Genomic DNA, 25,448 nt, shown 5'->3' on the forward strand with positions numbered 1-25,448 from the left:
CGACTTCCCCGAACCGGACGGCCCGATGATGAAGACGAACTCGCCCTTGCCGATCTCGACGGAGACATTGTCCAGCGCCGGCCGTGTCGAGGTCGGGAAGGACTTGGTGACGTTCCGCAGGGTGATCACGAGCAGCCAGTGTAGCCAGCGGAGAAACAGCCATTCGCCGTCGCGTTTGCGACGTATCCGGAGGGGAAGGGCGTACCCTCCGCAAACGCGGCAGTCAGACGCGGCACGCCCGGGAAATGCCCCCTGTCACATTCAGGTCACCTGCCCGGCGACGTCGTCACGGCCGTCTGCGAAATGGTATTCGACAGCGGTGCGAAGCCGGCGTGCTCGGCAGTACCCGGCTTGACGAACACGTACAACACGAACGTGGCCACCCACACGGCGAGCAGGATCGCCGTGGACTTACGCGGTTTCACTCATACCCTCCCGGCGCAGTGCCGCGGCCACCCGTACGCGTAGTTCACGCCCCACCTCGAATTGTTTAACCGGGCAAGGTTCGGGCAACCATTCTGATATTCATCTGGTCGACGGTCAGATCCTCCAGACCCCATCACCGTCGGCTCGTCCAGGCCCAGCAGCGATTTCAGCTTGTGATCCTGGAACGCCCCTGGCGCCCACGGCGTGCAGGATCTCGTTGGACCTTGGTGATGTCGGCGGTGGCGGGCACCGGCACATCGATCGCGGCCCGCGCCCAATCCTTCGACCAGGTTGGTGGACTTTCCACGATCTGGCCGTTGGGCCACCGTGATCACCTCCGCCGTCCACGTTACGCAGGGTGTGATGCGCAGCGTGACGTCCTCGATCGTGCCCTCGCGCGGCGGTCGTCTGCCCGGTGACGGCGATGCTCCACCACATCACCGAACCCGTACTGCCGCTCGGTGATCAGGAAGAACCCGGCCAGCAGATCCTGCCACGATGCGCTGCGCGCCGAAACCGACGGCGGCACCGATCACCGGCGGCGGGCGCGACCAGGCCGCCGAGCGGGAAATCCGAAAGCGCTGCACGACGGCCAGGGCCACCATGAAGTAGGCGATCGACAGCAGCACCAGGGTGAGCACCTGCGCCCAGGCGTGCCGATGCTTGGCGCCTCCGAGCGCCACCAGGGAGTCCGCTTGCTGCGGAACCCGGCATCGATGCGGCGCGTGACCCGGTCCCGGGACGAACGTCGCGAGCCGGCTGAGCAGCACCGCGCCCACGATGAGCAGCACGATCTCCCAGCCGCTTGCCGCGCAGCCAGGTGGTGAGCTGGGTACCGGTGGCGGCGGCAAGTTCGGTCGGTCATCGGGCGGCCCTCCCGGCGTGGAAACCGAATACCCCGAACGCGATGCCCCGAGCCCTACCACCAAAATGCACGTCAGGACAGGCTACTACGGCGCGTGCACTGCCCGATACGTCGTGATTGCGCCGTGATACGCAACGGCGGACGAATTCCCGCTATTACTGTTCGGCGCCCTGCCGCATCCGCCAGCGGGATTCCTTCCTCGATGAAGGCTGTCGATTATCGCCGTCCAGTACGGCGCTCGGGTTGTTCACCTCGTAGTTGGTGCGCAGATCCTTCACCATCTGGTACGGGTGCAGCACGTACGAGCGCATCTGGTTGCCCCACGAGGCGCCCTCGTTGGTCTTGAGCGCGTCCATCTGCGCGCGCTCCTCCAGCCGCTTGCGCTCCAGCAGCTTCGCCTGCAGCACCCGCATCGCCGAGATCTTGTTCTGCAGCTGCGATTTCTCGTTCTGGCAGGTGACCACGATGCCCGTGGGGACGTGCGTGATGCGGACGGCGGAGTCGGTGGTGTTGACGCTCTGCCCGCCGGGGCCCGACGAGCGGTAGACATCGACGCGGATATCGGACTCCGGCACGTCGATGTGGTCGGTGGTCTCTCCACCACCGGCAGCACCTCGACCTCGGCGAAGGACGTCTGGCGGCGGCCCTGGTTGTCGAACGGGCTGATCCGCACCAGCCGGTGCGTGCCCATCTCGACCGACAGGGTGCCGTAGGCGTAGGGCACCTTGACCGCGAAAGGTGGCGCTCTTGATGCCCGCCTCCTCGGCATAGGAGGTGTCGTACAGCCTCCACCGGGTACTTGTGCCGCTCGGCCCCAGCGGACGTACATGCGCGCATCAGCATCTGGGCCCAGTCGGCGGCGTTCCACGCCACCCGCGCCGGAACGGATGTTGACCAGCGCCTCGCGCTTGTCGTACTCGCCCGACAAGCAGGGGTACGCACCTCCATCGCCTCCACGTCGGCGTGCAGGGCGGAACGTTCGCGTCGGCCTCGGCCAGCGCAGCGGTGTGGGCCTCGCCCTCCTCGCCCCTCGGCCAGCTCGTAGAGCCACCGGAAGATCCTCCAGGCGCTTGGCGCAGCTCGGTGGCGCGGCGCAGCCTCGCTCTGCGAGTGCGACAGCTCGCTGGTGACCCGCTGTTGCGTGTTCCTGGTCGTTCCACAGCTCCGGATCGGCGGCCTGCTGTTCGAGCTCGTCGATCCGGCGGCGCAGCTCGTCGATATCGAGTACGACTCGACGGTCTTCAGCGTGTTGTCGAGTTCGGCGAGATCAGCGGAGACGTCAGGATGCACGATGGGTCCAATCTACCGGTCTCGCTCTGCGCCGCCGAAATTACGCCGAGGCCAGGGTGGATATCGTCGGCCGGGCGCGCGAGCACCGGTCAGGCCCGATACGGCCCGCAAGCCTCCCGGACGGCGGCCGATCAGGACCGTCCAGCGCGGCAGCGGTCCCGGCGTCGGCCGGGAGACCGACGAGAAATGTGCTGGTCGTCGTCGGCGGACAGGTCCAGCCGCCTCCGTAGGCGAAACGCCAACGATCCCGCCGTCCGGATGGTTCCATGCGCGCGATGCCGTTGGCGTCGGCGAAGCCGGAATCCGCTCCAGGCGGCCGGTGAACTCCGCACCGACGGTGACGGTCAGCTCGTCGATCAGCTCCGCGACGTTGCGAATCCGACCGATACGGGCCCTCCTTGAGATTCGCGACGGTCTTGTCGGCCCAGTGTTCCCAGTCCGGGTACGCGTCGCGGGCACCGCGATCGGTGAACAGGTAGCGCGGAATGCTGGCCGGCAACCCGCCGTCGAGCAGCCCGATCGGACCCAGCCACCCGCACGTATCCGTCGGTGCAGGCCAGCACCTCGCCGAGGCGGTTGATCACGGCCGCGGGCGCCGGCGCGAGCTGGTCCAGCACGGCTCGTACGGCCGGGCGCACCTCCCGGTTCGGGGCGGCGCCGCCCAGGCAGTTGAAGCTCGGGTCGGCCCCCTTGACCAACCGGTACAGATGCACACGCTCGCTGGGCGGCATCCGCAGGGCATCGGCGAGCGCCGACACCACCGCGGTGGACGGGTGCCGGTCGCGCCCCTGTTCCAACCGGATCAGGTACTCGACGCTGACGCCGGCGAGGATGGCCAATTCGGCGCGGCGCAGCCCCGGCGTGCGGCGGCGCGTGCCGGCCGGCAGCCCGACGGCGGCCGGGGTGACGGCCTCTCGCGGGTGCGCAGGAACAGGCCGAACTCGTTGTCGCTCATGGCCGGGCGCCGTCGCTCACGGCCCGGGGCCCTCCGCAGGATGTCCGCAACCTACCGCACCTCGCTCGTCGTCCGGGTGCGCGGCAGGTTCCGCGGAGTACTACTCGGTTTCGCTCGCCACGCTCCCCCCTCGCTCGACGCTAGCAGCGCGGAGGCCGGGGAGGGTGTCCCTGCCACTACCACTCTCGCCGCGGGCTCCCTGACCGGCGCGGCGATCGGAAGAGTCGTAGCAAGCGATACGACAAACCGCATCCGAAGGAGCCATGAATGACCAGCACCCCGCGTCTCGCCGTGCTCATCGCCAGCGTCCGGAACGGACGGTTCGGTCCGGTGGTGGCGAACTGGTTCGCCGAACAGGCCCGCAAGCACGGCGAATTCGACGTCGACGTGATCGACCTCGCCGAGGCGGACCTGCCGCTCGCGCTGCCGGCCACCTCGCCGAGGATCGAGCCGAATCCGACGCGACCGGCGGGCATGTCCGCCCTCACCCGCGGTCTCGAGCAGGCCGACGCGATCGTCGTCGTGACCCCCGACATCAATCGCAGCTACCCGGCGTCGCTGAAGTCCGCCATCGACTGGCATTTCACTCAGTGGGACCGCAAGACGATCGGTTTCGTCGGCTACAGCGGCATGAGCGGCGGTCTGTTCGCGATCGACCACCTCCGTGAGGTGTTCAACGAACTGAACGCGCACACGGTCCGCGAATACGTGTCCTTCCCCCGCTACTACCTGCTGTTCGACGCCGACGGCAAGCTCGCCGAACCGGCCGAACCGGAGGAGGCCGCCGCCGCGATGCTCGACCAGTTGCACTGGTGGGCAAGCGCATTGGCCGCGGCCCGGGTAGCCGACTGAGGAGTGGCCGGCATCCGTGCACGCCGCACCCCACAGGAGCGGTACACGGCCGTCACGATTACCGGCCGGATCGGATTCGGCAACGCGCTCGGCGGCCGGTGACCGCTCCGTCGGGCACGACAACCGCCGACGAACGCGCCGTCGCCGGTTGCGGTTTCGCGTGATGAGATGACAGTTCGCCGTCGACGAGGAGGCCGAATGAACACCATCGCAGTGACCGGGAGCGCATCGGGGATCGGTGCGGCCGTGGCCGCGCAGCTCGAGCAGGACGGACATCGAGTGATCGGCGTGGACCTGCACGATGCCGAGGTAACCGCCGACCTGGGCACCGCCGCGGGCCGGGCGCACGCCGTCACCGCGATCACCCGGCTCGCCGAGGGGCGGCTGGACGGTTTCCTGCCGTTCGCCGGTGTCGCGCCCACGGCCGGCCGCGCCGCCGGGCTGCTGGTGTCGGTCAACTACTTCGGGGCGATCGAGCTGTTGGAGGACCTGCGCCCGCTGCTGCGCGCGGCCGACGCCGCCTCGGTCGTGCTGGTGTCGTCGAATTCCACCACCACCCAACCGAATTGGCCGGTGGAGCTGGCCGACGCGTGCCTGGCCGGCGACGAGGAGCGCGCCCGCGGCCTGGCCGAATCGCTCGGCGATCTGGCCGCGCTGCACACCTACCCGGCCACCAAGGCGGCCCTGGCCTGGTACGCGCGCACCAAGTCGGCCGAGTACATCAAGGAGGGCATCCGGCTCAACGCCATCGCCCGGGCTATATCGACACCCCGATGACGCAGGAGGGCACGGAGAACGAGCTGATCCGCGAGGGGATGAAGGGCTACCTCGCCGCCACGCCGATCGGCCGCGCCGGGCGACCGGAGGAGATCGCGAATCTGGCGGCGTTCCTGGTGTCCGACAAGGCCACGTTCTTCGTCGGCTCGGTGGTGTTCTGCGACGGCGGTATCGACGCCTCCTTCCGGGGCAGGGACTGGCCCGCCGTCTGGCAGGTCGGGTAGGGGGCGGCGGTGCGGCGCGCACCGGTTACCGTTGCGGCGTGACCGACTCCGCGGACCTCGAACTCGCCCTGCGCCTGGCCGACGCGGCCGACGCGATCACCCGCGCCCGGTTCGGGGCGCTGGATCTGAAGGTCGACAGCAAGCCGGATCTGACGCCCGTCTCGGACGCGGATCTGGCGGTGGAGCGGGCGCTGCGCGCGGAACTCGAACGCGAGCGGCCGGGCGATGCGGTGCTGGGCGAGGAGTTCGGCGGCGAGGTCGAGTTCACCGGGCGGCAGTGGGTGCTCGACCCGATCGACGGCACCAAGAACTTCGTGCGCGGGGTTCCGGTCTGGGCGTCGCTCATCGCGCTGCTCGAGGACGGGGTGCCGGTGGTCGGTGCGGTGAGCGCCCCGGCCTTGGCCCGGCGCTGGTGGGCCGCAACGGGTTCCGGCGCGTGGACCCGGTTCGAGCCGGAACCGCCGAAGCCGATCGCGGTCTCGGCGGTCCGCGAGATCGGGGCCGCGAGCTTGGCCATCTCCAGCCTGTCCGGCTGGCGCGATCTCGGCCTGCGCGACCGGCTCATCGACCTCACCGATGAGGTGTGGCGCACCAGGGGGTACGGCGACTTCTTCGGCTACTGCCTGCTCGCCGAGGGTGCGGTCGACATCGCCACCGAACCGGAGGTGTCGCTCTGGGACCTGGCGCCGCTGGACGTTCTGGTGCGCGAGGCGGGCGGGAGGTTCACGGCGCTCGACGGCAGTCCGGGGCCACACGGCGGTAGCGCAGTCGCCACGAATGGATTGCTGCACGACGAGGTTGTGGCGAAGCTGAGTCGCTGAAACCGGTTGCCGCGAGCCGTCTTCGAAGACCGAGCCGGAATTCTCCATACCCGGCATGCCCGACGCGGTCGTGCCGGCACCGTCGGGAGCTCACGCGGCGAGGCGGCATGGGTGTGCGGCGGCCGAAGCAACTCGAGGGCGCCCCATCGACCCGTTCAGTTCGTGAGATCACCGACGAGCACGGCGAGATCCTTGTTTTCCCACACGATTTCGACGGAGAACCCCGCCTCGCACAACCAGCTCACCTGGTCGGCGGCGCTGCTGGGAGTGTCGTAGTCGCCGTCGATCGGCGTCACCGTGTCGGCAGCGTCGTCGGGAACGACCAAGTCTCCCAAGACGAACCGGCCCCCCGGCGTGAGTTCCCGGGCCACCCGGCCGAACAGGTCGGCCTTGCCCGCGCCGTCCAGGTGGTGCACCGCCAGCGCCGAGACGACGAGTTCGAACGGCCCTCCGGGCAACGGGTCCTGTAGTCGGCTCACGCGTAGCTCGGTATCCGCCGGCAGCACCGAGCGGGCATGGTCGAGCATCGGGGCGCTGGCGTCCACACCGACCAATGTCGCCCCCGGATGCGCCTGCAGCACGCCGCGCGCCGTCACCCCTGTACCCGTCCCCAGATCGAGGATCCGCCCGACTCGGCCGACCCCGATCGTCGCATCACAGACGGCCGCCTGTAACCGCACGTACGCCGGAACCTCGGCGGCCATCAGCTCGTCGTAGGTATCGGGATCGAAATGAAACTGACCCATCGTCCGACACTATCGGCAGAGACCCTGCGGGTCGTATCAGCACCGGCCGTGCTCGCGTGGCGCTGTGGCGGAGATCGCCCTGTGTATGCTGCCGCTCGACGCATTTCTTACTCTGGAGTAAGATAGACTTACTCGAAAGTAGGAAGCTGGGACCCCCGATCACCCCCCACCCGAGAAGACTGGTGATTATGAGCACTCGAGACACCGCAACGAAGCGACGTCCGGATTCGGCCGTCGGGCTGAACCCGCAGAAGCGCGACATCATGGGCGCTGCCATGCGGTCCCGCCCGATCCCTCGATCAGCGGAACATCCTGTGGCAGTGCGTCGCTGATCGCGTCGAGCTGCCCGGACGAGAGGCTGCCGGTCCGCACCCCCGACTCCGGCACCACGCGGAACTCGATGCCGTCCAGGTACGCCTCACCCCGATGGCCGAACACCGCCGAGCCCCAGTCGTATCCGGCGCGCTTGGCCAGCGTCGCAGAACTGCCCTGCCGGTAGTCGGTGTACACGAACGGCCCGCTGCCGATGTCGTCACCGAGGCAGCGTTGCTCGGCCGGCTTCGCGGTGGTGGCCTCCGACAGTATGCCCAACTGCGGCGTCGACGATGCCTGCAGGAACTGCGCGTTGGGCTCGGCGAACCGCACCTCGGCGGTGAGCGGATCGGGCACCGTGGTCCCGGTGTACCCGGCCAGATAGCTTGCCGCCAAAGGGGCCTTCGCCCCGGTGAGAGTGTTCACGACGGCGTCGAAGTTCTTCTGCACCGATGTCGCGGTGAGGGCGGTGCCGTCGCTGAAGGTGACTCCCGGATGCAGGTGGAAGGTGAACGTCCGGGCGTCCGGACTCACCTCCCAGCGGTCGGCCAGCCAGGGCCGGATCTCGCCGGTCGCGGGATCCTGGTCGGTCAGCGAGTCGACGATCTGCCGGGTGACGTACAGGGTCTGGTTGGTACTGGACTGGGCCGGATCCGAGCAGGTCGGCGCCAGCGACAGGCCGTAGTGCACGGTGCCGCCGGGCCGCGGCGGGCCCGCGTCGCCACCGGCACCGGAGTCGACACCACAGCCCGCCAGCGCTACCGTCGCCGCGAGCGTAGTGATCAGGGCCGCAAGGGCTTTCATCGATGATCTCCCAAGACATCGGAGGTATGGCGGTTCGCGCCGATCGGCCTGCTCGGAATGCGGCGGCGCAGCTCCGGCGCCACCTCGGACTGGAACAGCTCGAGGCTTTCGCGATGCTGCTTCTCGGTGAGACCATCGCTGTCGGCACTCATATGGATCACCTCGTGCCCCAGCGCCTCGTGGTAGAGCCCGACCTTGTCCAGCACCTGCTGCGGGCTGCCCACCAGCGCCGAGCTGCGCTCCACGAAATCTTCCAGCGTCTCGAAAACCGCCGGCGTGCCGAACTTCCGGGACACCGCCCGGCGCGCCTCGAAGATCGGGCGGTAGGCCGCGAGCGCATCCTGCGACTCCCGCGCCACGTAGAGTCCGGCGGTGCCCGCGCCGACCAGGGCCTCGGCCGGATCGTGCCCGTGGGCCGCCCAGCGCTCGCGATAGTGCGCGACCAGCTCCGCATAGGGCTCCACCGGGTAGGTCACATTCGCCGAGAACACCGGATCACCCTGCCGCGCGGCCAATTCCACGGAGTCCCGGCTGGTGGCACTGCCGTGCCAGATCCGCAGTCGCGGTTGCAGCGGCCGCGGCAGCGCCTTGGCGTCGGACAGCGGCGGCCGGAACCGGCCGGACCAGGTCACGCTCTCGCCCGCCCACAGCCGCCGGAACAGCTCGTACCCTTCGCGATTGCGATCCCATTGGTCCTCGGCCGTCACGTGGAACAGCCGTGCCTGCGCGGCGCCGTTGCCCTTACCGATGATCAGCTCCAGCCTGCCCTCGGACAGGTTGTCCAGCGTCGAGTAGTCCTCGAAGGCCCGCACCGGATCGAGCAGGCTCAGCGTGGTCACGCCGGTGAACAGGGCAATACGCGAGGTGAGGGCCGCGATATGGCTGAGCACCACCGGCGGCGCGGAGGACAGGAACGGATCCTCGTGCCGCTCACCCACGGCGAAGCCGTCGTAGCCCAGTTCCTCGGCCAGCCGGGCGCTGTCGACCACCCGGCGCAGCCGTTGCGCGGGAGATTCGGTGGCGCCCGTCACCGGGTCGGGTTGATGCGTAATCAGTGTCAGCAGCAGGAATTTCATGGCGTCACCCGGCCCGCCTCGGCAGTCCCACCGGATTGATCCGCGACTGCTGCACGGCCTCGCTCCGCAGGCCCCAGCGGTCGAGGACCTTCTGGTAGACACCGGTGTCGAGGGCGTGCTGCAGGGCCGCGTGCACGGCGCCGTTGAGGCCGTTGTCCTTCTTGGTGAGCACCGCGATCTCGGCCTGGAGTGCGTCGCCGGCGCCGGAGTACGTTGCGGCGATCTTCGTTTCGCCGGAGGTCGCCGAATGGTAGACGGCCACCGGGTTCGGCCCCAGGAATCCGTCGATGCGGCGCGAGGCCAGCGCCAGGTAGTAGTCGGTCTGCTGCTGGTAGTAGGCGATATCGATGGCGGGCAGGCCCTCGGCCACGTTGCGCGTGTTCCATTCGACCAGCAGCTGTTCCTGGTTGGTGCCCGCTCCCACGCCGATTCGCTTGCCCGCCAGCGACTTCCGGTCGGGCATCGCCCAGTCGGCGTCCTTCGCCACCTCCAGGGCGATAGTGTCCAGCCGGTAGGTGGCGAAGTCGTACTTCTCCTTACGTTCCTCGGTAACCGTCACATTGGATATGAACGCGTCCACCTCGCCCGAATCGATCCGGACGAAGTTCTGCGACCAGTCCGCGGCGGTCACCTCCGGCTTCAGCCCGAGGATGTCGGCGACCAGATAGGCGAAATCGACCTCCGAGCCGACGATGGTGCGGTCGTCACTGGCGTAGAACCGCAAGGGCGGACCGGTCTGGGAGGATCCGGTGACCACCAGCGTGCCGCGGTCGCGGATGGCCTGCGGCACCTGCGCCGCGATGGCATCGACCTTGTCCGCGCGCACCCTGCCGGACTGTTCCGGAGACAGGTCGAAGGTCTGTCCCTCCACCGTGCGGACCTCGTCGATGTTCTCGCCGTTGCCGCACGCACCGGCCAGCAGTGCCGCGGTCGTCAGTACTGCGGCCCATGCGGCGACACCTCGGCCGTGGCGGGCTGGAAACATGGTCGTGTCCTTTACATCCGGAATCGGTACGTACTCGACGAAGCTCAGAGCACGTGGGCCAGAAAGGCTTTCGTGCGGGGATGGGCGGGGTTGTCGAGCACTTCCATCGGCGGGCCCTGCTCGACGATCCGCCCGGCGTCGAGAAGCACGACGGTGTCGGCGATCTCGCGGGCGAACCCGACCTCGTGGGTGACGATCACCAGCGTCGCTCCGTCGTGGGCCAGGGTGCGGATCACGTCCAGGACCTCGCCGACGAGTTCCGGGTCCAGCGCCGAGGTCGGCTCGTCGAACAGCACGACGCGCGGCCGCAGCGCCAGCGCCCGGGCGATCGCCACCCGCTGCTGCTGACCGCCGGACAGCTGCCTCGGATAGGACTCGGCCTTGTCCGCCAGCCCGACCCGTTCCAGCAGGGCGATCGCCTCACCCTCCACCTCGTTCCGGCCGCGCCCCTGCGCGCCCACGGGTGCGAGGGCGACATTCGCGAGCACCGTGAGATGCGGGAACAGATTGAAATCCTGGAAGACGAACCCGATCCGCGACCGCTGCCGCAGGACCTCCCGCTCGCTCAGCTCGTGCAGTTTCGCGCCCTTGCGCCGGTAGCCGACGAGCTCGCCGCCCACCCGCACGGTGCCGGCGTCCACCTTCTCCAGATGGTTGATCACCCGCAGCAGGGTGGATTTCCCCGAGCCGGACGGCCCGAGCACGGCGGTCACCTCGCCCGGACGCACGGCGAGGTCGACGCCGCGCAGCACCTCGTCGTGACCGAAAGACTTACGCACGCCCCGTAATTCGAGCGCGTACTCGGCCGTTTCCCGCCCTGTCGTCATCGCCGCTCCTGTGTCGTGATCTCGGCGATCTTCCGGCGCACGCGCTGCCACGGCGTCGGGGGAAGTTCGCGCTCACTGCCTTTCGCGAAATATCGCTCGATGTAGTACTGGACGACGGTCAGGACCGTGGTCAGCACGATGTACCAGACGGTGGCCACCATGAGCAGCGGCACCACCCGGCCGTTGCGGCCGAAGATCACCTGCACCTGGTAGAACAGCTCGGCGATCGCCATCACGGAGACGATCGAGGTGCCCTTGAACAGGCTGATGATCTCGTTCACCGCATTCGGCAGGATGCCGCGCATGGCCTGCGGGGCGACGATGGTGAAGAACTGCCGCCGCCACGGCAGGCCCAGCGATTTGGCCGCCTCCACCTGCCCCGGATCCACCGAGATGATCCCCGCCCGGATGATCTCGGCCGAATACGCCGCCTGATGCAGCGCCAAACCGATGACGGCGGCGGTGAATCCGCTGATCACGCCGTTCACGTCGAAGGTGTACACGGCCGGGCCGAACGGGACGCCGAGGCTCAGCGTGCGGTAGAGATAGGCGATATTGAACCAGAACAGCAGCTGCACGATCAGCGGGATGGACCTGAACGCCCAGATGTAGACCCACGAAATGACCTGTAGCACAGGATTGTTCGACAACCTGCCGATGGCGAGGCCGATGCCGAGCGCGAAGCCGAGCAGGGTGCCCCAGCAGGTCAGCTCGATCGTCAGCCGCAGCGCCCGCAGCACCGAGTCCGCGGTGAAGTACGCACCGAAGGTCGGCCAGTCCCAGCCCGGATTGGTGACCAGGCCGTGCACGAACTGCGCCACCAGCACGAGCGCCACCGCCGCCACCACCCAGCGCCACGGATGCCAGGTGCGTGCTACCGGCAGGACGTCCTCCCCTGCCGCGTCCGATGCCCGCTCGGCGCCGGGTGCTGCCACGGTGCTCATACGTCGATCGATCCTCCATCGGTCCCGGCGGTAGCACCCACACCCGAGAGCCGGGGGGTTGCTGCGACGTCGTCGAGCCGGGTCTCTCGGTCGCTCTGGATGGCCGGAACATGACGCTAAACCGCGCTCGCCCCGGCGTCTGCATTCTCGATCGCGCTGAATCCAATTCTTGCCGGGCCGGTTTCGCGCCGACGGAGGGTTTTGCTCGCGCTGATCGTGACCGGTGGCAGATCCGCGCCGCCGCCGGATAATTCGTGCGACGGGACGCACCCGGCCCCGCACTCCTGTCCGTCAACGTCGTCCCGTCCGTCAACGTCGTCCCTGTCCGTCACCGTCGTCCCTGTCCGTCAACGTCGTCGAGGAGCCCTTTGACCACGTCATCACTGCCGGTGAATCTCAAGCACGCCAAGGACATCCACCCGGACGTGGACGTTCCGCTGCTGCACGAGCTCATCCACCCGGAGCGCACGCTCTGGTCACCGGCCGAGCTGCGCGAGCTGACCGCGGCGGTGGCCGATCAACTGGCCACTCCCCTGCTGGACATCGTCCGATTCGGCACCGGGCAGCGGTGGTGGAGCCGGCTGGGTCTCACCATGGGTGTCGAATTGTGGCTGCTGTCGTGGGGACCGGGCCAGGGCACCGAACCGCACGACCACGGCGGCGCGTCGGGGGCGTTCACCGTGACCGTCGGCCAACTCGACGAGCAGTATCGCCATCCCGGTAACGCGGTCCGCGACGCACGGTGGCGCGCCGGTGAAACCGTCGCCTTCGGCCCGCAACGGGCACACTGGGTGCGCAACCCCAGCACCACCCGCCCGGCCGCCTCGGTGCACGCCTACTCACCACCGTTGCAGCCCGTGCGGGAATACCACTCGCTCGACGATTTCGAGGGCATATGAGTTTCGAGGGCATATGAGCACGAACGACGAACCGGTACTGAACGTCGAGCAGCTGCTCGGGCGCGCCCGAGCCGGTCTGGACCGCCTCGACCCGCGACAGGCGGCCGAGTCGCAGGCGTCCGGCGCACTGGTGGTCGATATCCGGCCGGAATCGAACCGCAAGGCGGAGGGGACGATTCCGGGCGCGCTGGCGATCGAACGCATCGTGCTGGAGTGGCGGCTCGACCCCGCGGGCGACCATCGGCTGCCGGGCCTGACCGGCGACACCGCCGTGGTGATCGTGTGCAACGAGGGCTACGCCTCCAGCCTCGCCGCCGCCACGGTGCGGCAGCTCGGGCTGCGGCGGGCCACCGACCTGGCCGGCGGGTTCCGGGCCTGGAAGGCGGCGGGTCTTCCGGTCGACGGCGGGAGCGATGCCGACGGCCGCGATCCCACGGAACACCCGGTGCAGCAGTAGAATTCGAGCCGCAGCGCATCGACCGAACACCCGCGAGACTCGAGCACACCCGCAAGATTCGGGCACACCCGCGAGGTTCGAGCACGCCGACACTCGAGTACGTCCCGCCTACTCCGGTCGGGCTACTCCGGTCGGGCCAGGTCCTTGGCGAAGCAGTGGGACAGTGGCAGCACCTCGTACGGCGGGAAGATCGGGATGCGGTGGTATCCGCTGCGCCGGTAGAAGCGAACCGCGTCCGGCTGAAGGTGCCCGGTCTGCAGGATCACCCGTGCCACACCCTGTGCCCGCGCCGCGTCCTCGACCGCCGCCAGGAGCGCATCCGCCACCCCCGAACCGCGATACCGCGGCCGGACGAACATCCGCTTGACCTCCAGTTCGCCCGCGTTCCAGCGGACCGCGGCATGTCCGGCCGGTCTCGTCGAGTAGGCGACGAAAGTACGCAGCACCGTGTCCGGGTCGACGGCATTCGGATCACCGCGCACCGTCCGTGCGAGGTCCGCGTACCGTGGCCGCACCTCCGCCGCCATCTCATCGCGCAACAGTACGGCGTCCGGGTGGTCCCATGCCACGGACCGCACCGTCAACGGCGGCCGGGCCGACGAGGTCGTCTCAGCGGTCACCGCCAGCACGGTAGCCGTATCGGTCGCTGCGGCAATCAATTTCGATCATGATGTATGAAAGTGCGTTAACGCGCTCCTCGGTTTCCGCGACAATCTCCATACAGACGTTCCACATGCAGGGTTCCGACCCGGGTGGGGAACGGGCAGGGCAGCCTAAGACTCACTGTGCGTGAAACCCTTCCCCTGACGGAACCGAGCAGGGAAAGTAGTGCCGCGCAGGGGAGTTCCGTCATTCCAGGGAGAATTGTGAGCGCCGATGCCAGTTCCCTCCGCAGCACGGTCGTCCGTGCCTAGCCCGGGACCCGAGAACACGCCGGTGTCGTCGCCCGGTGCGGCGAATACGCGGCGAACGGTCGATCGCGAGTACGGTTTCCGCACCCGGGCGATCCATGCGGGCAACATCCCCGACGCCGTGAGCGGCTCCCGCGCGCTGCCGATCTATCAGTCCGCGGCCTTCGTCTTCGACGACACCGCCGACGCGGCCGCGCGTTTCGCACTACAGAAGTACGGCAACGTGTATTCGCGGCTGTCGAATCCGACGGTGGCCAGTTTCGAGGAGCGAATCGCCAGCCTGGAGGGCGCGCTCGGCGCCGTCGCCACCGCGACCGGGATGAGCGCGGAATTCATCACCTTCGCCGCGCTGGCCGGGGCCGGCGACCACATCGTGGCGAGCGCGCAACTCTACGGCGGCACGCTCACCCAGCTGGATATCACGCTGCGCCGGTTCGGCATCGAGACCACGTTCGTCACCTCCGCCGATCCCGCCGCCTACGCCGAGGCCATCACCGACCGCACGAAGCTGGTGTTCGCCGAGACCATCGCCAACCCCTCCGGGCAGATCGCCGACATCGAGGGCCTGGCCGACGTCGCCCATGCCGCCGGTATTCCCCTGATCATCGATTCGACCATTCCCACGCCCTACCTGAACCGCCCGCTCGAGTGGGGCGCCGACATCGTGATCCATTCGGCCACAAAGTTTCTCGGCGGCCACGGCACCACGCTGGGCGGGGTGGTCGCCGAGGCGGGCCGGTTCGACTGGCACAATCCCCGGTTCCCGCTGTTCGACGAGCCGGTGCCGCACTACGGCGGGCTGACCTGGAACGGCAACTTCGGGGAGTACGCCTTCCTCACCCGGCTGCGCGCCGAACAGCTCCGCAATATCGGCCCCACGCTGTCGCCGCAGTCGGCGTGGCAGCTCGCGCAGGGCGTCGAGACGCTGCCGCTGCGCATGCAGAACCACGTCGACAACACCCATGTCGTCGCGCAGTGGCTGGCGACCGATCCGCGCGTCGAATTCGTCGACTGGGCCGGCCTGCCCGGCCATCCGCACCACGAGCGGGCGGCCAAGTATCTGCCGCAGGGTCCGGGCAGCGTCTTCAGCTTCGGCGTCAAGGGCGGCCGCGAGGTCGGGCGCGCATTCATCGAATCCGTCGATCTGGCAAGCCATCTGGCCAACATCGGCGATACGAAGACACTCGTGATCCATCCCGCCTCCACCACGCACGCCCAGCTGAGCGAGCAGCAACTCGCGCAGGCCGGTGTCGAACCGGGGCTGGTCCGGATCAGCGTGGGACTCGAGGACACCGACGACATCCTCTACGACCTGGATCAAGCCCTGCATGCGGCACTGAAATCCGAGGACGCACGATGAGCGACACCGCGAAGCCGGACCAGGTGACCGATGCGGGCGGTGCCGCGCTCGTCGACACCCAGCTCGCCAACGGCCTCACGGCCGCCCTGCCCGCCGATTCCCCGCGCGCCCGGCTGTTGCACACCGACCGCACCTGGTTCGGCCCCAATGCCAAGCAACGCCTGCGCATCCTGCGGCGCGCGAAGTCGATCGCGATCGTCGGGTTCTCCACCAACCCGGCCCGCGCGAGTTACTTCGTGGGCACCTATCTGGCCCAATCCACCGACTACACCGTCTATTTCGTCAACCCCAATGCCGCCGGCCGACGGATCCTCGGACGACCGGTCCACGCCTCGCTGGCCGACCTGCCCGAAACTCCCGACATCGTCGACGTGTTCCGCAAGGCGTCCGACATTCCCGGCGTCGTGGACGATGTTGCCGCCCTGGGCTCCCCGGACGAACCGCCCCCGGTGCTGTGGATCCAGCTCGGCATCCGGAACGAGGACGCCGCCCGCGATGCCGAGGCGAAAGGGCTTGCGGTGGTGATGGATCGCTGCCTGAAGATCGAGCACGCCCGCTTCCACGGCGGCCTGCATCTCCTCGGCTTCGACACCGGCCAGATCACCGCCCGCAAAACCGTTCGCTGACAACGACTCCCGCAATACCGTCACGCACAACCAGGAGGTACCACCATGACCGGAACCGCCCCCGCCGTCGACAACGGCGTCAATGTGAAGGCCCTGCTCGGCGCCCGGAGCGCACTGGCAGACACACCCGAGATCGCCGAGTTCGAATGGCGCTCGAACGTCCGCTGGGTCCGCGGCACGCACAGCCTCACCGAGGTGGAGACCTTCTACGGCCTGGGCGAGGAGCAGAAGCACACCAAGAAGTTCACCTTCGACGCCGACCACCCGCCGCAGTTCGCGGCCGAGGACCACGGCATCACGCCCGCCGAGTACGTCCTGGTCGCGCTGGGCAGCTGCCTGACCGCCGGTGTGGCCTCGGTCGCGCAGCAGCGGGGAATCCAGCTCCGCTCGGTCGAGGCCACCGTCAAGGCCGACTTCGACCTGCACGGCATTCTGGGCGCCGACCCGGACGTCCGCAACGGCTTCTCCAACATCACCGTCGACTACGCGATCGACGCCGACGCCTCCCCGGCCGATATCCAGGCGCTGGTCGCGCAGTCGCAGAAGCGATCCGCGGTCTACGACGCGCTGACCAACCCGACCACCGTCAGCGTCAACGTCAACGCGTCCTGATGCCGGACACGACCACCGTCGTGGTCGGGGCCGGGCACAACGGCCTGGCGATCAGCCGCCACCTGGCCGACCGCTCGATCGACCACGTGGTCCTCGAGCGCGGCCGGGTGGCGCACTCCTGGCGCACCCAGCGCTGGGACTCGCTGCGCCTGCTCACCCCCAACTGGATGACCCGGCTGCCCGGGCACGCCTACGACGGCGACGACCCCGACGGCTATCTCACCGCCGCCGAGGTGGCCGGCTTCGTCGCCGACTACGCCACGGCGTCGTCGGCGCCCGTCCGGACCGGTACCACCGTGACCGCGGTCCGAGCCGCCGACGACGGGTTCACGGTCGCCACCGATCAGGGCGAGTGGCGGGCCCGCACCGTCGTGCTCGCCGCGGGCCTCACGACCTCCCCGCTCCCCGCGCTCGCCGACGCCCTTCCCCAGGACATCGAGTCGATCGCCGCGCTCGACTACCGCAATCCGGACCAGCTCCCCGCCGGGGGCGTGCTCGTCGTCGGGGCCGCGGCGAGCGGCATCCAGATCGCCGAGGAGATCCACCGTTCCGGCCGCCCCGTCACCCTCGCCACCGGTGAGCACGTGCGGGTGCCCCGCCGATACCGCGACCGCGACATCCTGTGGTGGCTCGACGCCACCGGCATCCTCGACGAACGCTCCGACGGCATCGACGACCTTGTCCGGGCCCGCAATCTCGCCTCCTTCCAGCTCGTCGGCGGCCGGCGCACCCTCGACCTGAATACGGTGCAGGACAGGGGAATTCGTCTCGTCGGCAAGCTGGCCGGCATCCGCGACGGCGTCGCCCAGTTCTCCGGCTCGCTGCGCAACGTGATCGCGCTGGCCGACCTCAAACTCGACCGGCTGCTCGACGCCATCGACGACCATGCGGGCGGCCGCGGTGAACGGCCCGAACCGACCCGCGTCCCCGATTCCCCGCTGCTGCTCGACCTGACATCGGGCGAGATCCGCTCGGTCGTCTGGGCGACCGGCATCAAACCCGACCACTCCTGGCTCGAACTCCCCGTCTTCGACCACCGCAACAGGCTCCGCCACCACGGCGGCGTGGTCGACTGGCCCGGCCTCTACATCACCGGCCTACCGGTCCTGCGCCGCCGCCGATCCACCTACATCGACGGAGCGGCCGCCGACGCCGCCGACCTGACCGGCCACCTCGCCGGATACCTCGGCGGCCGGCCACCCGACAGCACCGGCCGGCGGGAACAGACCCGTACCCGCTGAGGGCCTCAGAGTTTGTACCGGCCGACCACCCAGCTGCGCTCGGCCGGCGGCTCCACGGTCGTGGCCTCGACACCGTCCTTCACCAGCGCGTCCTGGATCACGAGGCCGTCGGCCACGGCGTCCTCCCAGGCGTAGGCCGGGCCGCGCCCCCACTGCACCCAGGGTGCGATGTCGTCGACCACGACCACGGTCTCCTCGGTCGCGAAGGCCCGCATGTTGGCGAGATCGGCCGCCGCGACCTCGTAGGTGTGGCCACCATCGATGAAGATGAGATCGAATCTCAGTGTCGGATGGAGCCGGTGGAAGGCGGGGACGGTCCGCGTGGAGTTGCCGGCCACCAGCGTGTGCCGCCCCGGGAACACCACGTCGATATGCTCCTTCGCGGGCCTGACGTAGTGGTGCTCGCCGAGGTCGAAGGAGCAGACCGTAACCTCCGGACCCGCGGCCAGGAAGGCATGGCTGGAAAAACCGCCGTTGAAACCGATCTCCCCGACCGTCTTCGCCCCGGTCTCGCGGACCAGACCCGCCAGATACGCCAACTCCCCGTCGTCGGCCGACCCCTCCACCCACTGCCCCGCCTGCGCGGCGTCGACCGCCAGACTCGCGAGATATTTCAACGACATGCGCGCACTCCCGTACCCACCTCACCTGCTCCTGACCCGCACCGACTTCGGTTGTGCACCGCGGACATTCACCCGCCCACGATCCGCACTCCCGCTCGATGCTCCGAGTACCCGAGTATGCAGCAACCGCCCCACATCCGCTCCGCGACCACCGACAGCTGCGCTGATCATTCCGATACGTCGCAGAGATCGGCGGTCAGGGTGGCAGCGGTCGGGTACTCGAACACGACTGTGGTCGGCACAGAAATGCCGAGCGCGGCGGCGAACCACCAGAGATCGGCCGACGAGACGATACAGCCCGGATACCCGCACCCGATGTCGACGATCGCGGTCGGGTCGGCTCGAGGGGATGGCAGCCGACGGAGGCGGGGTGGGTGAATTCAGCCGTCGACGAACCTCGGGTAGAGCGCCCGCATGAGCGCGAGGGCGATCTCCTGGCTGATGATGTTGTCGTTCACCAACGCGTTGGTCACGACCGCGACCGACGCATCCTCGGCGGGATAGCGGTACACCGCGCACGACGAACCGGGCGTCATGCCGCTGTGGCCGACCAGCGCGCCGAGGCGCTGCACTCCGAGCCCGTACCGATGAAAGGCCCGCCGGCCGGCCAGGTGCCGCGGTGTCAATCGCTCACGCTGCAGCTCCGCTGACAGCAGCGTGCTGTCGGCAAGCTCACGCACCCAGATGAGGAGGTCCTCGACCGTCGAGGTCATTGCAGCGGCCGTCCACAGGACATGGGGGTTCATGTCGCCTAGCTCGCGTAGCGTGCGGCTGTCGGGAATGAGTGCGTAGATCGCCGGATGTGGGTCGGGAAGCTTTGCGACCGAGGGGAATTCGGTGCACGCCAGGCCCGGCACCGCCGCGACGACCTCGCCGTTGATCACGTCGGCCGCGGGCTTGCCGGTCACCTGCTCGAGCACGAGTCCGAGCAGAATGTAGTTGCTGTCGCAGTAGCGGGCCCTGACACCCGGTTCGAAAGCCGCCGGCCTGCTTCGCATCACATCGACCTTGCGCTGTTGCGGCCAGTCCGTGTCGGCGGTGTCGAACGACAGGCCCTCGACCGTCGGCAGCCAGTCCGGCACATCGGCAAAGTCGGGGACACCGGACGTCATGTTCAGGAGGTGCTTGATCGTGATGCGCTCACCGTTCGGGATTCCCGGAACGAAGGGTTCGAGTGTGTCGCCGAAACCGAGTCGGCCCCTGTCGATCTGCTGCAGAACAGCCGTCGCGGTGAACGATTTCGTGACACTTCCGATGCGATAGTGGTCGCCGATCCGGAACGGTTCGCCGGTGGTCACGTCCGAGACGCCGAGCGCAAGCTCCCATCGCCGACCGCCCACCTCGACGACCGCGCCGAGGCCGGGCAGGCGTTTCTCGTAGAACTGTGTCTCGAGGAGGAACTCGAGCATGTCGCGAGTCGTCTCGTCGAGCATCGTGTTCAGCGGATCTGGAAGTCGCGTTCGACGGGCCGGTTCTCCTTGATCCGCCGCACCAGGTCGGCGACTCGCTGGTTGACGAATTTCTCGAATGCGTCGTCGTCCACCGGAATTGCGACCGGATCCGGCTTGGGCTCGATCACGTAGCGGCCGTCGTCGGCGATGTCGCGCCAGCGCAGGAGATAGCCGCGGCGATCTTGGATCCAGTGTGCCGCGCTGCCCGGCTCGACCCTCAGCTCGCCGCGTCGAGCCGTCTTCGCGTTGAGCCAGCGGTCGGAGCGTTGCTGCGGTAGGTTCATCGAATCGAGCACCGGAGAGGAGCCGTAGCTGTCCGTTCCGGCCGACGGCTGCTGCGCGAGGATCGGGACTTCGCGCTGCTTACCGGGCCCGACCTTCGGTAGCTGGTCGATCACGGCTTTCGCCAGCCCGACGACGTCGGTCTGGTAGACGTCGATGTCGCCGCCGCGTTCGATAGTCGCGCCCGGCTGCTGTACCAGGACCACGGCATAGCCTTCGCGCCGCAATCCCACGACGCGCGTCACCGCCGACATGTCCGTCTCGTCGCCGGGCGCCTCGCCCGCTGCCCAGATGACGATGTCGGGATTGACGGCGGCCTTCCACAGCTGCAGCAGATCGGCGGATTCCCACCCCTGCGGCGCACGGAACGGCGGATTCCCCAGAAGCCGTTCCGCCGTCTCCCTTTTCGCGCGGACGTAGTCTGCCTCGTATTCGTGGGTCGGCCAGTGCGTCAGCGGGAACGGCAGGCCGTCGTCGGACAGCATCTCCCACAGCACCGTGACCTCGAGCGACGTCAGCCGCCCCCGGTAGACGGTCATTTCTCGACGACCGGCTTCGCGACGACCGGGGCGTCGCCCAGGGCCTCCTCGAGGTACTCATCGGACTGCAGGTAGTCGGCCGGCTTGTGCTCCTTGCCCTGCTGGCCCTGCGCGCCACCGCCACCGCCGCCGCCCATCGGGCCGCCCATGCCGCCCGGTCCGCCGACCGGTGTCTGAGGCACGCCCGCCTTGATTCCCCCCGCGGCCTCGCCCTCCACGCTGGCCCGCGGGAACAGCCGCGCCAGCTGTGTCTGATCCTTGGACAGCGGGCTGGTGCCGCCGGGACCGCCACCCGCACCGCCGCCGCCTTTGCCTCCGCCGCCGCCCCCGCCCTTCAGGGCCTCGCTGGCCAGCTCGGACATGCCGGGCAGTCCGGGCAGTCCGCCGGGCATGTTCTTCAGTGCGTCCTGCTGAAATGCCTGCATACCCTGCTGCACGGCCTGCTGGGCGCCCTGCAGGCCCTGCTGCAAGGCCTGCTGCAGGGCCTGCAAACCCTGCATCGCCGCCTGCTGCTGTTGCTGTTGTTGCTGTTGTTGCTGTTGCTGTTGCTGTTGTTGCTGCTGCTGTTCTTGTTGTTGTTGCTGCTGCTTCTGATATGCCTCTTGCTGCTTCTGCTGCTCTTCCTGCTGTTGCTTCTGGTATTCCTCTTGCTGCTTCTGGTACGCCTCTTGCTGTTTCTGATAGTCCTGCTGTGCCAGCGACGACGAGGTGGGGCTGCCCGGGCTGCCGGGACTGCTCGGGCTACCTGGACTGCCGGGGTTGCTCGGGTTGCCTGGGTTACCCGGATTGCCGGGGTAACCCGGGTCGCCCGGGATCGTCCCGCTCTCCGTCACCGGCTTCGGGGGCGGGAATGTCGGCATGGCCGCGTCCACGGACTTCCCGCCGGGAACGAAGATCTGGTTCATGACGTCGTTGGCCCGCTTCGTGAGCTGCTGCTTCACGAGCGTGTGGACCTCATCGCTGAGTCTGGAGTAGTCGGAGGCGTAGGTCAGATACCCGCCGTCCGTACTGTCACGGTAGTGGGCGTCATTGCCGCCCTGGTAGTTGTCGACGGTGGTCACGATGTTCTTCCCGTTGGTCAGCTGGCCGTATTGGTCGGGAATACTGTTCTTCGTGGCCTCGAGGAATTCCGCCGAGAAATCCAGGCTGTGTGCGACCGCGCTGATAACAGTGGGGAGCTGCGACAGCTGATCGGCGTATTTCTGTACCGCCTGCGACGCGGTGCCGGCGGCGTCCGAATCCCAGGAATCGATGATCTTCGATTTCACTTCGTTCGAGAACTGGGCGGCGAGCGTTTTCAAGGCTTCGCCGTGATCGCGCCACTTGCCCGCCGTGTCTCGCACATAACCGGGGTTGATCGAATCGCGGTATTTCACAAGGTTTTCCAGCGTCTCACCGAAGGTCTTCCACTGGATCTCGCCGACCTCGGTCCCGACATCACTGTCGGTGCCGAGCACGGTGCTCTTGTCGGCGTTCCTGTCCTTCGGCTTGAATTCGTTCAGCTTCGCGTCGAGCTCACGTGAGCCAGTCATGGGTCACCTCCCTGTGGTGAGGACGGCTGGAATCTCACTACTTCGGCCGGTAGCCCGCGACCTTCGTGTCGTAGTCGGAAAGGGCCTGGGCGGAGGCATTTTCGTTCGTCAGGTACGCACGGCCGGCGGCAATGAAGGTATCCATCATGTCGTTGACGACCTCGCGATGCTTCGTCAGCACGTGCTTCAGCGAGGAATCGCCGCCGTCCGCGCGGTCGCTGTAGCGCTCGGCGAGATCGTGCGCGTTCGGGACGACACTGCCGTCGCCGAAGCCGCCTTTGAAGGTGCCGAGCGTGGCGGCGTCGCCGATCGCGCTGTCGAGTTTGGTGAGCATGTCACCGCACAGCTTGGCACAGTCCTGCGCGGCGGTCGGTTCCAGCCGGATGTGTTGGCCCTTGGCGGCGTTGGTGAGGCGGTCGAATTCGCTGTCTGCCATCGGTCGGTCCTTCTACAACGAGATGCTCGGTACACAGTGTCGGCCCAACGCTGCGCCGCCGGGCACAGGTGGCTGTTGTAGTGAGCACCGCACCGGTGGTCGTCCCCCACCCAGGCGCGCACGTGCCGACGTGGTAAGACCCCACCGACACGATCGCGCTCACGCGGTTCAGCATATCGGATCACGCGTGGGATGCAGCGCCAACTGCCCCCGACTGCGAGCTGCTCACGGAGCCGGGCGTAGCCGCTCGCGGTTTCGGATCCGTCGATCGCACCGGGCAGTTCGCCGATCCGGCCGACGTGGCTCATTGACCTGTGTGCTGGAGATGGTTGGTCAGGGCGATCAGTTCGTCGCGCACCGGCTCGACCACGCGGGCGCGGTCCAGATACCCAGCGGCCCTGCTGGTCTGGTCCTCGACTGCTCGGAGCGTCCACTCGCGTGCGCCGCATTGCTCCAGTAAGGAGGCGATGTGCGCGGTCTCCGCATCGCCGACGGGGCCCCGGGCATTGTAGAAGGCCGCCAGCTCGCCGGCAGTTGTGCCGGGAGGGCCGAGAGCAGCCATCACCATGGGCGATTTGGTGCGATTTCGGATATCAGCACACGTGTTGTGGTCCCTGGGTCCGGCCGGCAGCGTGTCACCGAGGTCGTCGAGAAGTTGCGCCACCCGACCGACGCACAGCCCGAACCCTCTCATGGCGCGAACCTGCTCCGGGTCGGCGCCGCACACCAACGCCCCCATCTCGGCGGCGAGCCGATAGATACCAGCTGCTTTGCCATCCAGCACCGACTGCGAGCCGACCATCGTGACTGGTGCATCCGTCACCTCCGCCAATTCGGTGGCTTCGGCACCACATGCGCGGCCGAGCATTGCGGCGGTGCGTCTCGACGCTTCCGCGGCGCCACGGTGGGACTGACACGCGAGGATCTCGAACGCCAGCGCCACCAGCGCGTCTCCCAGCAGCATCGCTGTCGGAAGCCCGAAGGCAGTCCAGAGCGTCGGCCGGCCCCGGCGTTCGTGATCGCCGTCGATGATGTCGTCGTGGATGAGCGTCATAGCGGCGACCAGGTCGCAGGCTACGGCGCTGTCGCAGGCGTGTTTCCATGGGTCGCCGTTGATGGCCGAGGCGAGCAGCGTCAACGTTGCGAGCCGGTGGTGGGCGCTCGAACCGGGCGGGCGGGAACCGTCTCGTGCGGGCAGACCGTAGTGATAGGCAGCTATGTCCGGAAAAGGCTCCGCCAGGTGGCTCAGCCACCGTCTCAGCGCCGGTTCGAGCAGACTACGGGAGTCGGCGAGGATTTGGGCCACCCGGCGCGGCCGCGCACCGGCGAGATTGTTCGGCATGATTCACTCCCGATATCCTGACGATGTCAGAAATGCGCATGTGGATCGGCCTCCCATCCAGAGCCGAAGGCGGGGTTCCCCTCTCGCGATCGGGCCGGCGATCCGCGCCCGCCGGGCCGGATGCCGAGTCGCGTTCGCCACCGCCGCCGAACGGGTGTCGCGGCCGGCCGACGCCCACCACGCCGGCCGACTACCAGCCGATAAGCGTCCGCACCACGGGTTTCCATCAACGAAGCGCTGTCGGATCGCTACGAGACCCGAGTGCCGGCGTTGTACCGACGCGACTCGAAGTGCCACTGCGCCATACCGGCGAGCAACCGTTGCAGGCCGGAGATATACCGCGGCACCGGTGGTCCGTAGTCGTCGGCCAGCGATCGGGAAGCTTGCCGGAAGCGGCCGATCGTCGCGTCGTTCCACCGGCCGATCGCCTCGAAGCTGTCCTCGAGGCTGGTGTGCCGGTGGTGTCGATGAATCAGAATCGCGTTGAATTTCGGTGTGCCCGTATCCTCCCTGGCCAAGGACGCGGCGTCGTTGACGAGCCCGCCGATCAGGCCGGTGGCCTCCAGCAGATCGCGGTGGCGCGGATCCGCCGCCACGCGCTCCGGCAGGCAGATGTGCTCGGCGATCTCGACCAACGGCACGTACACCAACAGGCCGGCTTCCAACGGCCGCAGCCGCTCGTAGTCTTCGAGGGTCGCCCACACATCGCCGTCGGGCGTGCTCGACAACACGACCTCGAACGTCTCCCGGATCACGGTCACCAGGCGTTCCGCCCATGCGGCTCCGGCGTACCGGCCGAGGTCGAGCAGCCGCGCTCCGACGTCCGGCCAGGCGTCGGCGTGGGGTCGTTCCATCGCGTTCGCGGGTGGGCTCCACTCGGGAAAGGTGGCCATCCGGGCCGCCAGTTCGAGCCGCTGCGCCCTGTCGAGCGACTCCCTCGACTCGTCGAACATCTCATCCAACGATGACGCCCAGGCCATGAAATCGGAGGCGGCCTGCAAGAACTCACGGTCCGCGGTCAGCGGACAGGCCCGGCCGACGCACCCACCCGGGTCGTAATTCCGGATCCGTCGTATGGTTCCGTCGCCCGCTCCGGCGAGACCGACTCTGCGAAGCCAGGACAGCGTGTTGTCGGTCAGGCCGGCGGCATGCCGATTCGGCGGCACCGTCCAGTCCGTCGGCGGACCGAAACGTGAACGGATGTCGTACATGGTCTCCCTTTCGACAGTGGCG

29 protein-coding genes, 3 pseudogenes and 1 riboswitch are annotated in these 25,448 nt (G+C 68.2%); of the genes and pseudogenes, 10 read left to right on the forward strand and 22 right to left on the reverse strand.

From position 1 onward, the window contains the following. From D892_RS44390 to D892_RS48235, 8 genes and pseudogenes are all read right to left on the reverse strand, one after another. Positions 1 to 129 (reverse strand): annotated as a pseudogene (locus D892_RS44390) (ATP-binding cassette domain-containing protein); the annotation flags it as partial. 137 nt (positions 130 to 266) lie between these two features. Then, a complete protein-coding gene (locus D892_RS46255) occupies positions 267 to 425 on the reverse strand; it encodes a hypothetical protein (RefSeq protein ID WP_156959325.1) in 159 nt (52 codons plus the stop codon). 350 nt (positions 426 to 775) lie between these two features. Then, complete coding sequence (locus tag D892_RS49460) at positions 776 to 913, reverse strand: hypothetical protein (RefSeq protein ID WP_369801802.1); 138 nt, start codon at positions 911 to 913, stop codon at positions 776 to 778. Continuing rightward, on the reverse strand, positions 864 to 1,217 hold the full coding sequence (locus D892_RS48230; RefSeq protein WP_024799519.1) for a hypothetical protein: 354 nt from the start codon (positions 1,215 to 1,217) through the stop codon (positions 864 to 866). The genes D892_RS49460 and D892_RS48230 overlap by 50 nt, the downstream gene beginning before the upstream one ends. A gap of 229 nt (positions 1,218 to 1,446) precedes the next feature. Continuing rightward, positions 1,447 to 1,866 carry a peptide chain release factor-like protein gene (locus D892_RS49465; protein WP_369801722.1) on the reverse strand — a complete coding sequence of 140 codons (420 nt, stop codon included), beginning with the start codon at positions 1,864 to 1,866 and terminating at the stop codon, positions 1,447 to 1,449. Positions 1,867 to 1,967: 101 nt separating this feature from the next. Continuing rightward, positions 1,968 to 2,342: pseudogene (locus D892_RS49470) on the reverse strand (PCRF domain-containing protein); the annotation flags it as partial. 279 nt (positions 2,343 to 2,621) lie between these two features. Next, positions 2,622 to 3,056, reverse strand: a complete 435-nt coding sequence (locus D892_RS49475) for a hypothetical protein (protein ID WP_369801803.1) — start codon at positions 3,054 to 3,056, stop codon at positions 2,622 to 2,624. Next, a complete protein-coding gene (locus D892_RS48235) occupies positions 2,938 to 3,420 on the reverse strand; it encodes a helix-turn-helix domain-containing protein (protein ID WP_063629935.1) in 483 nt (160 codons plus the stop codon). Before D892_RS48235 ends, D892_RS49475 begins: the two co-directional genes overlap by 119 nt. 383 nt (positions 3,421 to 3,803) lie before the next feature. On the opposite strand from D892_RS48235, the gene D892_RS0101315 reads away from it, so the two are divergent. From D892_RS0101315 to hisN, 4 genes are all read left to right on the forward strand, one after another. Then, positions 3,804 to 4,388 (forward strand): NADPH-dependent FMN reductase, encoded by a 585-nt coding sequence (locus D892_RS0101315; RefSeq protein ID WP_024799521.1) that lies wholly within the window; start codon positions 3,804 to 3,806, stop codon positions 4,386 to 4,388. Positions 4,389 to 4,586: 198 nt separating this feature from the next. After that, on the forward strand, positions 4,587 to 5,165 hold the full coding sequence (locus tag D892_RS40110) for an SDR family NAD(P)-dependent oxidoreductase (RefSeq protein WP_232235949.1): 579 nt from the start codon (positions 4,587 to 4,589) through the stop codon (positions 5,163 to 5,165). Then, positions 5,162 to 5,389 (forward strand): SDR family oxidoreductase, encoded by a 228-nt coding sequence (locus D892_RS48240; RefSeq protein ID WP_232235950.1) that lies wholly within the window; start codon positions 5,162 to 5,164, stop codon positions 5,387 to 5,389. The genes D892_RS40110 and D892_RS48240 overlap by 4 nt, the downstream gene beginning before the upstream one ends. A 38-nt stretch (positions 5,390 to 5,427) precedes the next feature. Beyond that, positions 5,428 to 6,210 carry a histidinol-phosphatase gene (gene hisN, locus D892_RS0101330; protein ID WP_024799522.1) on the forward strand — a complete coding sequence of 261 codons (783 nt, stop codon included), beginning with the start codon at positions 5,428 to 5,430 and terminating at the stop codon, positions 6,208 to 6,210. Between the two features lie 155 nt (positions 6,211 to 6,365). Here the strand turns inward: hisN and D892_RS0101335 are convergent, their stop codons facing one another. From D892_RS0101335 to D892_RS0101360, 6 genes and pseudogenes are all read right to left on the reverse strand, one after another. Then, the gene (locus D892_RS0101335; RefSeq protein WP_024799523.1) at positions 6,366 to 6,956 is read right to left on the reverse strand and encodes a trans-aconitate 2-methyltransferase; all 591 of its coding nucleotides are present in this window, start codon (positions 6,954 to 6,956) and stop codon (positions 6,366 to 6,368) included. 282 nt (positions 6,957 to 7,238) lie between these two features. Then, positions 7,239 to 8,072 (reverse strand): annotated as a pseudogene (locus D892_RS0101340) (ABC transporter substrate-binding protein); the annotation flags it as partial. Next, positions 8,069 to 9,148 (reverse strand): LLM class flavin-dependent oxidoreductase, encoded by a 1,080-nt coding sequence (locus tag D892_RS0101345; RefSeq protein ID WP_024799318.1) that lies wholly within the window; start codon positions 9,146 to 9,148, stop codon positions 8,069 to 8,071. The gene D892_RS0101345 and the pseudogene D892_RS0101340, both read right to left, overlap by 4 nt. Before the next feature lie 4 nt (positions 9,149 to 9,152). Further along, positions 9,153 to 10,133, reverse strand: coding sequence for an ABC transporter substrate-binding protein (locus D892_RS0101350; RefSeq protein WP_024799317.1), 981 nt, complete (start codon positions 10,131 to 10,133; stop codon positions 9,153 to 9,155). Positions 10,134 to 10,177: 44 nt separating this feature from the next. Next, entirely contained in the window at positions 10,178 to 10,960 is a 783-nt protein-coding gene (locus D892_RS0101355) for an amino acid ABC transporter ATP-binding protein (protein ID WP_024799525.1), read from the reverse strand. Next, the gene (locus D892_RS0101360; RefSeq protein WP_024799526.1) at positions 10,957 to 11,904 is read right to left on the reverse strand and encodes an amino acid ABC transporter permease; all 948 of its coding nucleotides are present in this window, start codon (positions 11,902 to 11,904) and stop codon (positions 10,957 to 10,959) included. Before D892_RS0101360 ends, D892_RS0101355 begins: the two co-directional genes overlap by 4 nt. 12 nt (positions 11,905 to 11,916) lie before the next feature. After that, positions 11,917 to 12,010, reverse strand: a riboswitch (SAM riboswitch). Positions 12,011 to 12,272: 262 nt separating this feature from the next. On the opposite strand from D892_RS0101360, the gene D892_RS0101365 reads away from it, so the two are divergent. Both D892_RS0101365 and D892_RS0101370 read left to right on the forward strand, forming a co-directional pair. Further along, positions 12,273 to 12,803 (forward strand): cysteine dioxygenase family protein, encoded by a 531-nt coding sequence (locus tag D892_RS0101365; protein ID WP_024799527.1) that lies wholly within the window; start codon positions 12,273 to 12,275, stop codon positions 12,801 to 12,803. Between the two features lie 13 nt (positions 12,804 to 12,816). Beyond that, on the forward strand, positions 12,817 to 13,260 hold the full coding sequence (locus tag D892_RS0101370; protein ID WP_051498948.1) for a rhodanese-like domain-containing protein: 444 nt from the start codon (positions 12,817 to 12,819) through the stop codon (positions 13,258 to 13,260). A 122-nt stretch (positions 13,261 to 13,382) separates the two neighbouring features. Here the strand turns inward: D892_RS0101370 and D892_RS0101375 are convergent, their stop codons facing one another. After that, on the reverse strand, positions 13,383 to 13,880 hold the full coding sequence (locus D892_RS0101375; protein WP_369801723.1) for a GNAT family N-acetyltransferase: 498 nt from the start codon (positions 13,878 to 13,880) through the stop codon (positions 13,383 to 13,385). A 316-nt stretch (positions 13,881 to 14,196) separates the two neighbouring features. Between D892_RS0101375 and D892_RS0101380 the strand changes: the two genes are divergently transcribed. Genes D892_RS0101380 through D892_RS0101395 form a run of 4 tightly spaced genes read left to right on the forward strand, consistent with a single transcriptional unit; the run spans position 14,197 to position 18,010 of the window. Beyond that, positions 14,197 to 15,531: an O-acetylhomoserine aminocarboxypropyltransferase/cysteine synthase family protein gene (locus tag D892_RS0101380; protein ID WP_024799530.1), complete on the forward strand. Its 1,335-nt coding sequence runs from the start codon at positions 14,197 to 14,199 to the stop codon at positions 15,529 to 15,531. Further along, the gene (locus tag D892_RS0101385; protein ID WP_024799531.1) at positions 15,528 to 16,157 is read left to right on the forward strand and encodes a CoA-binding protein; all 630 of its coding nucleotides are present in this window, start codon (positions 15,528 to 15,530) and stop codon (positions 16,155 to 16,157) included. The genes D892_RS0101380 and D892_RS0101385 overlap by 4 nt, the downstream gene beginning before the upstream one ends. Positions 16,158 to 16,202: 45 nt before the next feature. Next, complete coding sequence (locus D892_RS0101390) at positions 16,203 to 16,769, forward strand: OsmC family protein (protein ID WP_024799532.1); 567 nt, start codon at positions 16,203 to 16,205, stop codon at positions 16,767 to 16,769. Further along, entirely contained in the window at positions 16,769 to 18,010 is a 1,242-nt protein-coding gene (locus D892_RS0101395; RefSeq protein ID WP_024799533.1) for an NAD(P)-binding domain-containing protein, read from the forward strand. Before D892_RS0101390 ends, D892_RS0101395 begins: the two co-directional genes overlap by 1 nt. A gap of 5 nt (positions 18,011 to 18,015) precedes the next feature. Here D892_RS0101395 and D892_RS0101400 read toward each other — a convergent pair whose 3' ends face one another. The 7 genes from D892_RS0101400 to D892_RS0101430 all read right to left on the reverse strand — a co-directional run bounded on the left by D892_RS0101400 (position 18,016) and on the right by D892_RS0101430 (position 25,426). Further along, positions 18,016 to 18,633: a class I SAM-dependent methyltransferase gene (locus D892_RS0101400; protein WP_024799534.1), complete on the reverse strand. Its 618-nt coding sequence runs from the start codon at positions 18,631 to 18,633 to the stop codon at positions 18,016 to 18,018. A 380-nt stretch (positions 18,634 to 19,013) separates the two neighbouring features. Further along, positions 19,014 to 20,066, reverse strand: a complete 1,053-nt coding sequence (locus D892_RS40115) for a serine hydrolase (protein WP_024799535.1) — start codon at positions 20,064 to 20,066, stop codon at positions 19,014 to 19,016. A 5-nt stretch (positions 20,067 to 20,071) separates the two neighbouring features. After that, on the reverse strand, positions 20,072 to 20,905 hold the full coding sequence (locus D892_RS0101410) for an ESX secretion-associated protein EspG (protein ID WP_024799536.1): 834 nt from the start codon (positions 20,903 to 20,905) through the stop codon (positions 20,072 to 20,074). After that, entirely contained in the window at positions 20,902 to 22,437 is a 1,536-nt protein-coding gene (locus D892_RS46260; protein WP_024799537.1) for a WXG100 family type VII secretion target, read from the reverse strand. Before D892_RS46260 ends, D892_RS0101410 begins: the two co-directional genes overlap by 4 nt. 37 nt (positions 22,438 to 22,474) lie before the next feature. After that, positions 22,475 to 22,873 (reverse strand): hypothetical protein, encoded by a 399-nt coding sequence (locus D892_RS0101420; protein WP_024799538.1) that lies wholly within the window; start codon positions 22,871 to 22,873, stop codon positions 22,475 to 22,477. Positions 22,874 to 23,177: 304 nt separating this feature from the next. Further along, positions 23,178 to 24,215 carry a polyprenyl synthetase family protein gene (locus D892_RS0101425; RefSeq protein ID WP_024799539.1) on the reverse strand — a complete coding sequence of 346 codons (1,038 nt, stop codon included), beginning with the start codon at positions 24,213 to 24,215 and terminating at the stop codon, positions 23,178 to 23,180. A 248-nt stretch (positions 24,216 to 24,463) separates the two neighbouring features. Further along, positions 24,464 to 25,426 carry a hypothetical protein gene (locus D892_RS0101430; RefSeq protein WP_024799540.1) on the reverse strand — a complete coding sequence of 321 codons (963 nt, stop codon included), beginning with the start codon at positions 25,424 to 25,426 and terminating at the stop codon, positions 24,464 to 24,466. Positions 25,427 to 25,448: the final 22 nt, after the last annotated feature.

It is taken from the genome of Nocardia sp. BMG51109 (assembly GCF_000526215.1).
Taxonomy (GTDB): domain Bacteria; phylum Actinomycetota; class Actinomycetes; order Mycobacteriales; family Mycobacteriaceae; genus Nocardia.

Bases quoted from the DNA above. Each gene is read 5' to 3' on its own strand.
- D892_RS0101350 (WP_024799317.1), bottom strand. From the start codon at position 10,133: ATGTTTCCAGCCCGCCACGGCCGAGGTGTCGCCGCATGGGCCGCAGTA.
- D892_RS0101315 (WP_024799521.1), top strand. From the start codon at position 3,804: ATGACCAGCACCCCGCGTCTCGCCGTGCTCATCGCCAGCGTCCGGAAC.
- D892_RS0101335 (WP_024799523.1), bottom strand. From the start codon at position 6,956: ATGGGTCAGTTTCATTTCGATCCCGATACCTACGACGAGCTGATGGCC.
- D892_RS0101430 (WP_024799540.1), bottom strand. From the start codon at position 25,426: ATGTACGACATCCGTTCACGTTTCGGTCCGCCGACGGACTGGACGGTG.
- D892_RS0101390 (WP_024799532.1), top strand. From the start codon at position 16,203: ATGACCGGAACCGCCCCCGCCGTCGACAACGGCGTCAATGTGAAGGCC.
- D892_RS40115 (WP_024799535.1), bottom strand. From the start codon at position 20,066: ATGCTCGACGAGACGACTCGCGACATGCTCGAGTTCCTCCTCGAGACA.
- D892_RS0101370 (WP_051498948.1), top strand. From the start codon at position 12,817: ATGAGCACGAACGACGAACCGGTACTGAACGTCGAGCAGCTGCTCGGG.
- D892_RS46260 (WP_024799537.1), bottom strand. From the start codon at position 22,437: ATGACTGGCTCACGTGAGCTCGACGCGAAGCTGAACGAATTCAAGCCG.
- D892_RS0101355 (WP_024799525.1), bottom strand. From the start codon at position 10,960: ATGACGACAGGGCGGGAAACGGCCGAGTACGCGCTCGAATTACGGGGC.
- D892_RS0101420 (WP_024799538.1), bottom strand. From the start codon at position 22,873: ATGGCAGACAGCGAATTCGACCGCCTCACCAACGCCGCCAAGGGCCAA.
- D892_RS0101410 (WP_024799536.1), bottom strand. From the start codon at position 20,905: ATGACCGTCTACCGGGGGCGGCTGACGTCGCTCGAGGTCACGGTGCTG.
- D892_RS0101345 (WP_024799318.1), bottom strand. From the start codon at position 9,148: ATGAAATTCCTGCTGCTGACACTGATTACGCATCAACCCGACCCGGTG.
- D892_RS0101400 (WP_024799534.1), bottom strand. From the start codon at position 18,633: ATGTCGTTGAAATATCTCGCGAGTCTGGCGGTCGACGCCGCGCAGGCG.
- D892_RS40110 (WP_232235949.1), top strand. From the start codon at position 4,587: ATGAACACCATCGCAGTGACCGGGAGCGCATCGGGGATCGGTGCGGCC.
- D892_RS0101425 (WP_024799539.1), bottom strand. From the start codon at position 24,215: ATGCCGAACAATCTCGCCGGTGCGCGGCCGCGCCGGGTGGCCCAAATC.
- D892_RS48240 (WP_232235950.1), top strand. From the start codon at position 5,162: ATGACGCAGGAGGGCACGGAGAACGAGCTGATCCGCGAGGGGATGAAG.
- D892_RS0101385 (WP_024799531.1), top strand. From the start codon at position 15,528: ATGAGCGACACCGCGAAGCCGGACCAGGTGACCGATGCGGGCGGTGCC.
- D892_RS0101395 (WP_024799533.1), top strand. From the start codon at position 16,769: ATGCCGGACACGACCACCGTCGTGGTCGGGGCCGGGCACAACGGCCTG.
- D892_RS0101360 (WP_024799526.1), bottom strand. From the start codon at position 11,904: ATGAGCACCGTGGCAGCACCCGGCGCCGAGCGGGCATCGGACGCGGCA.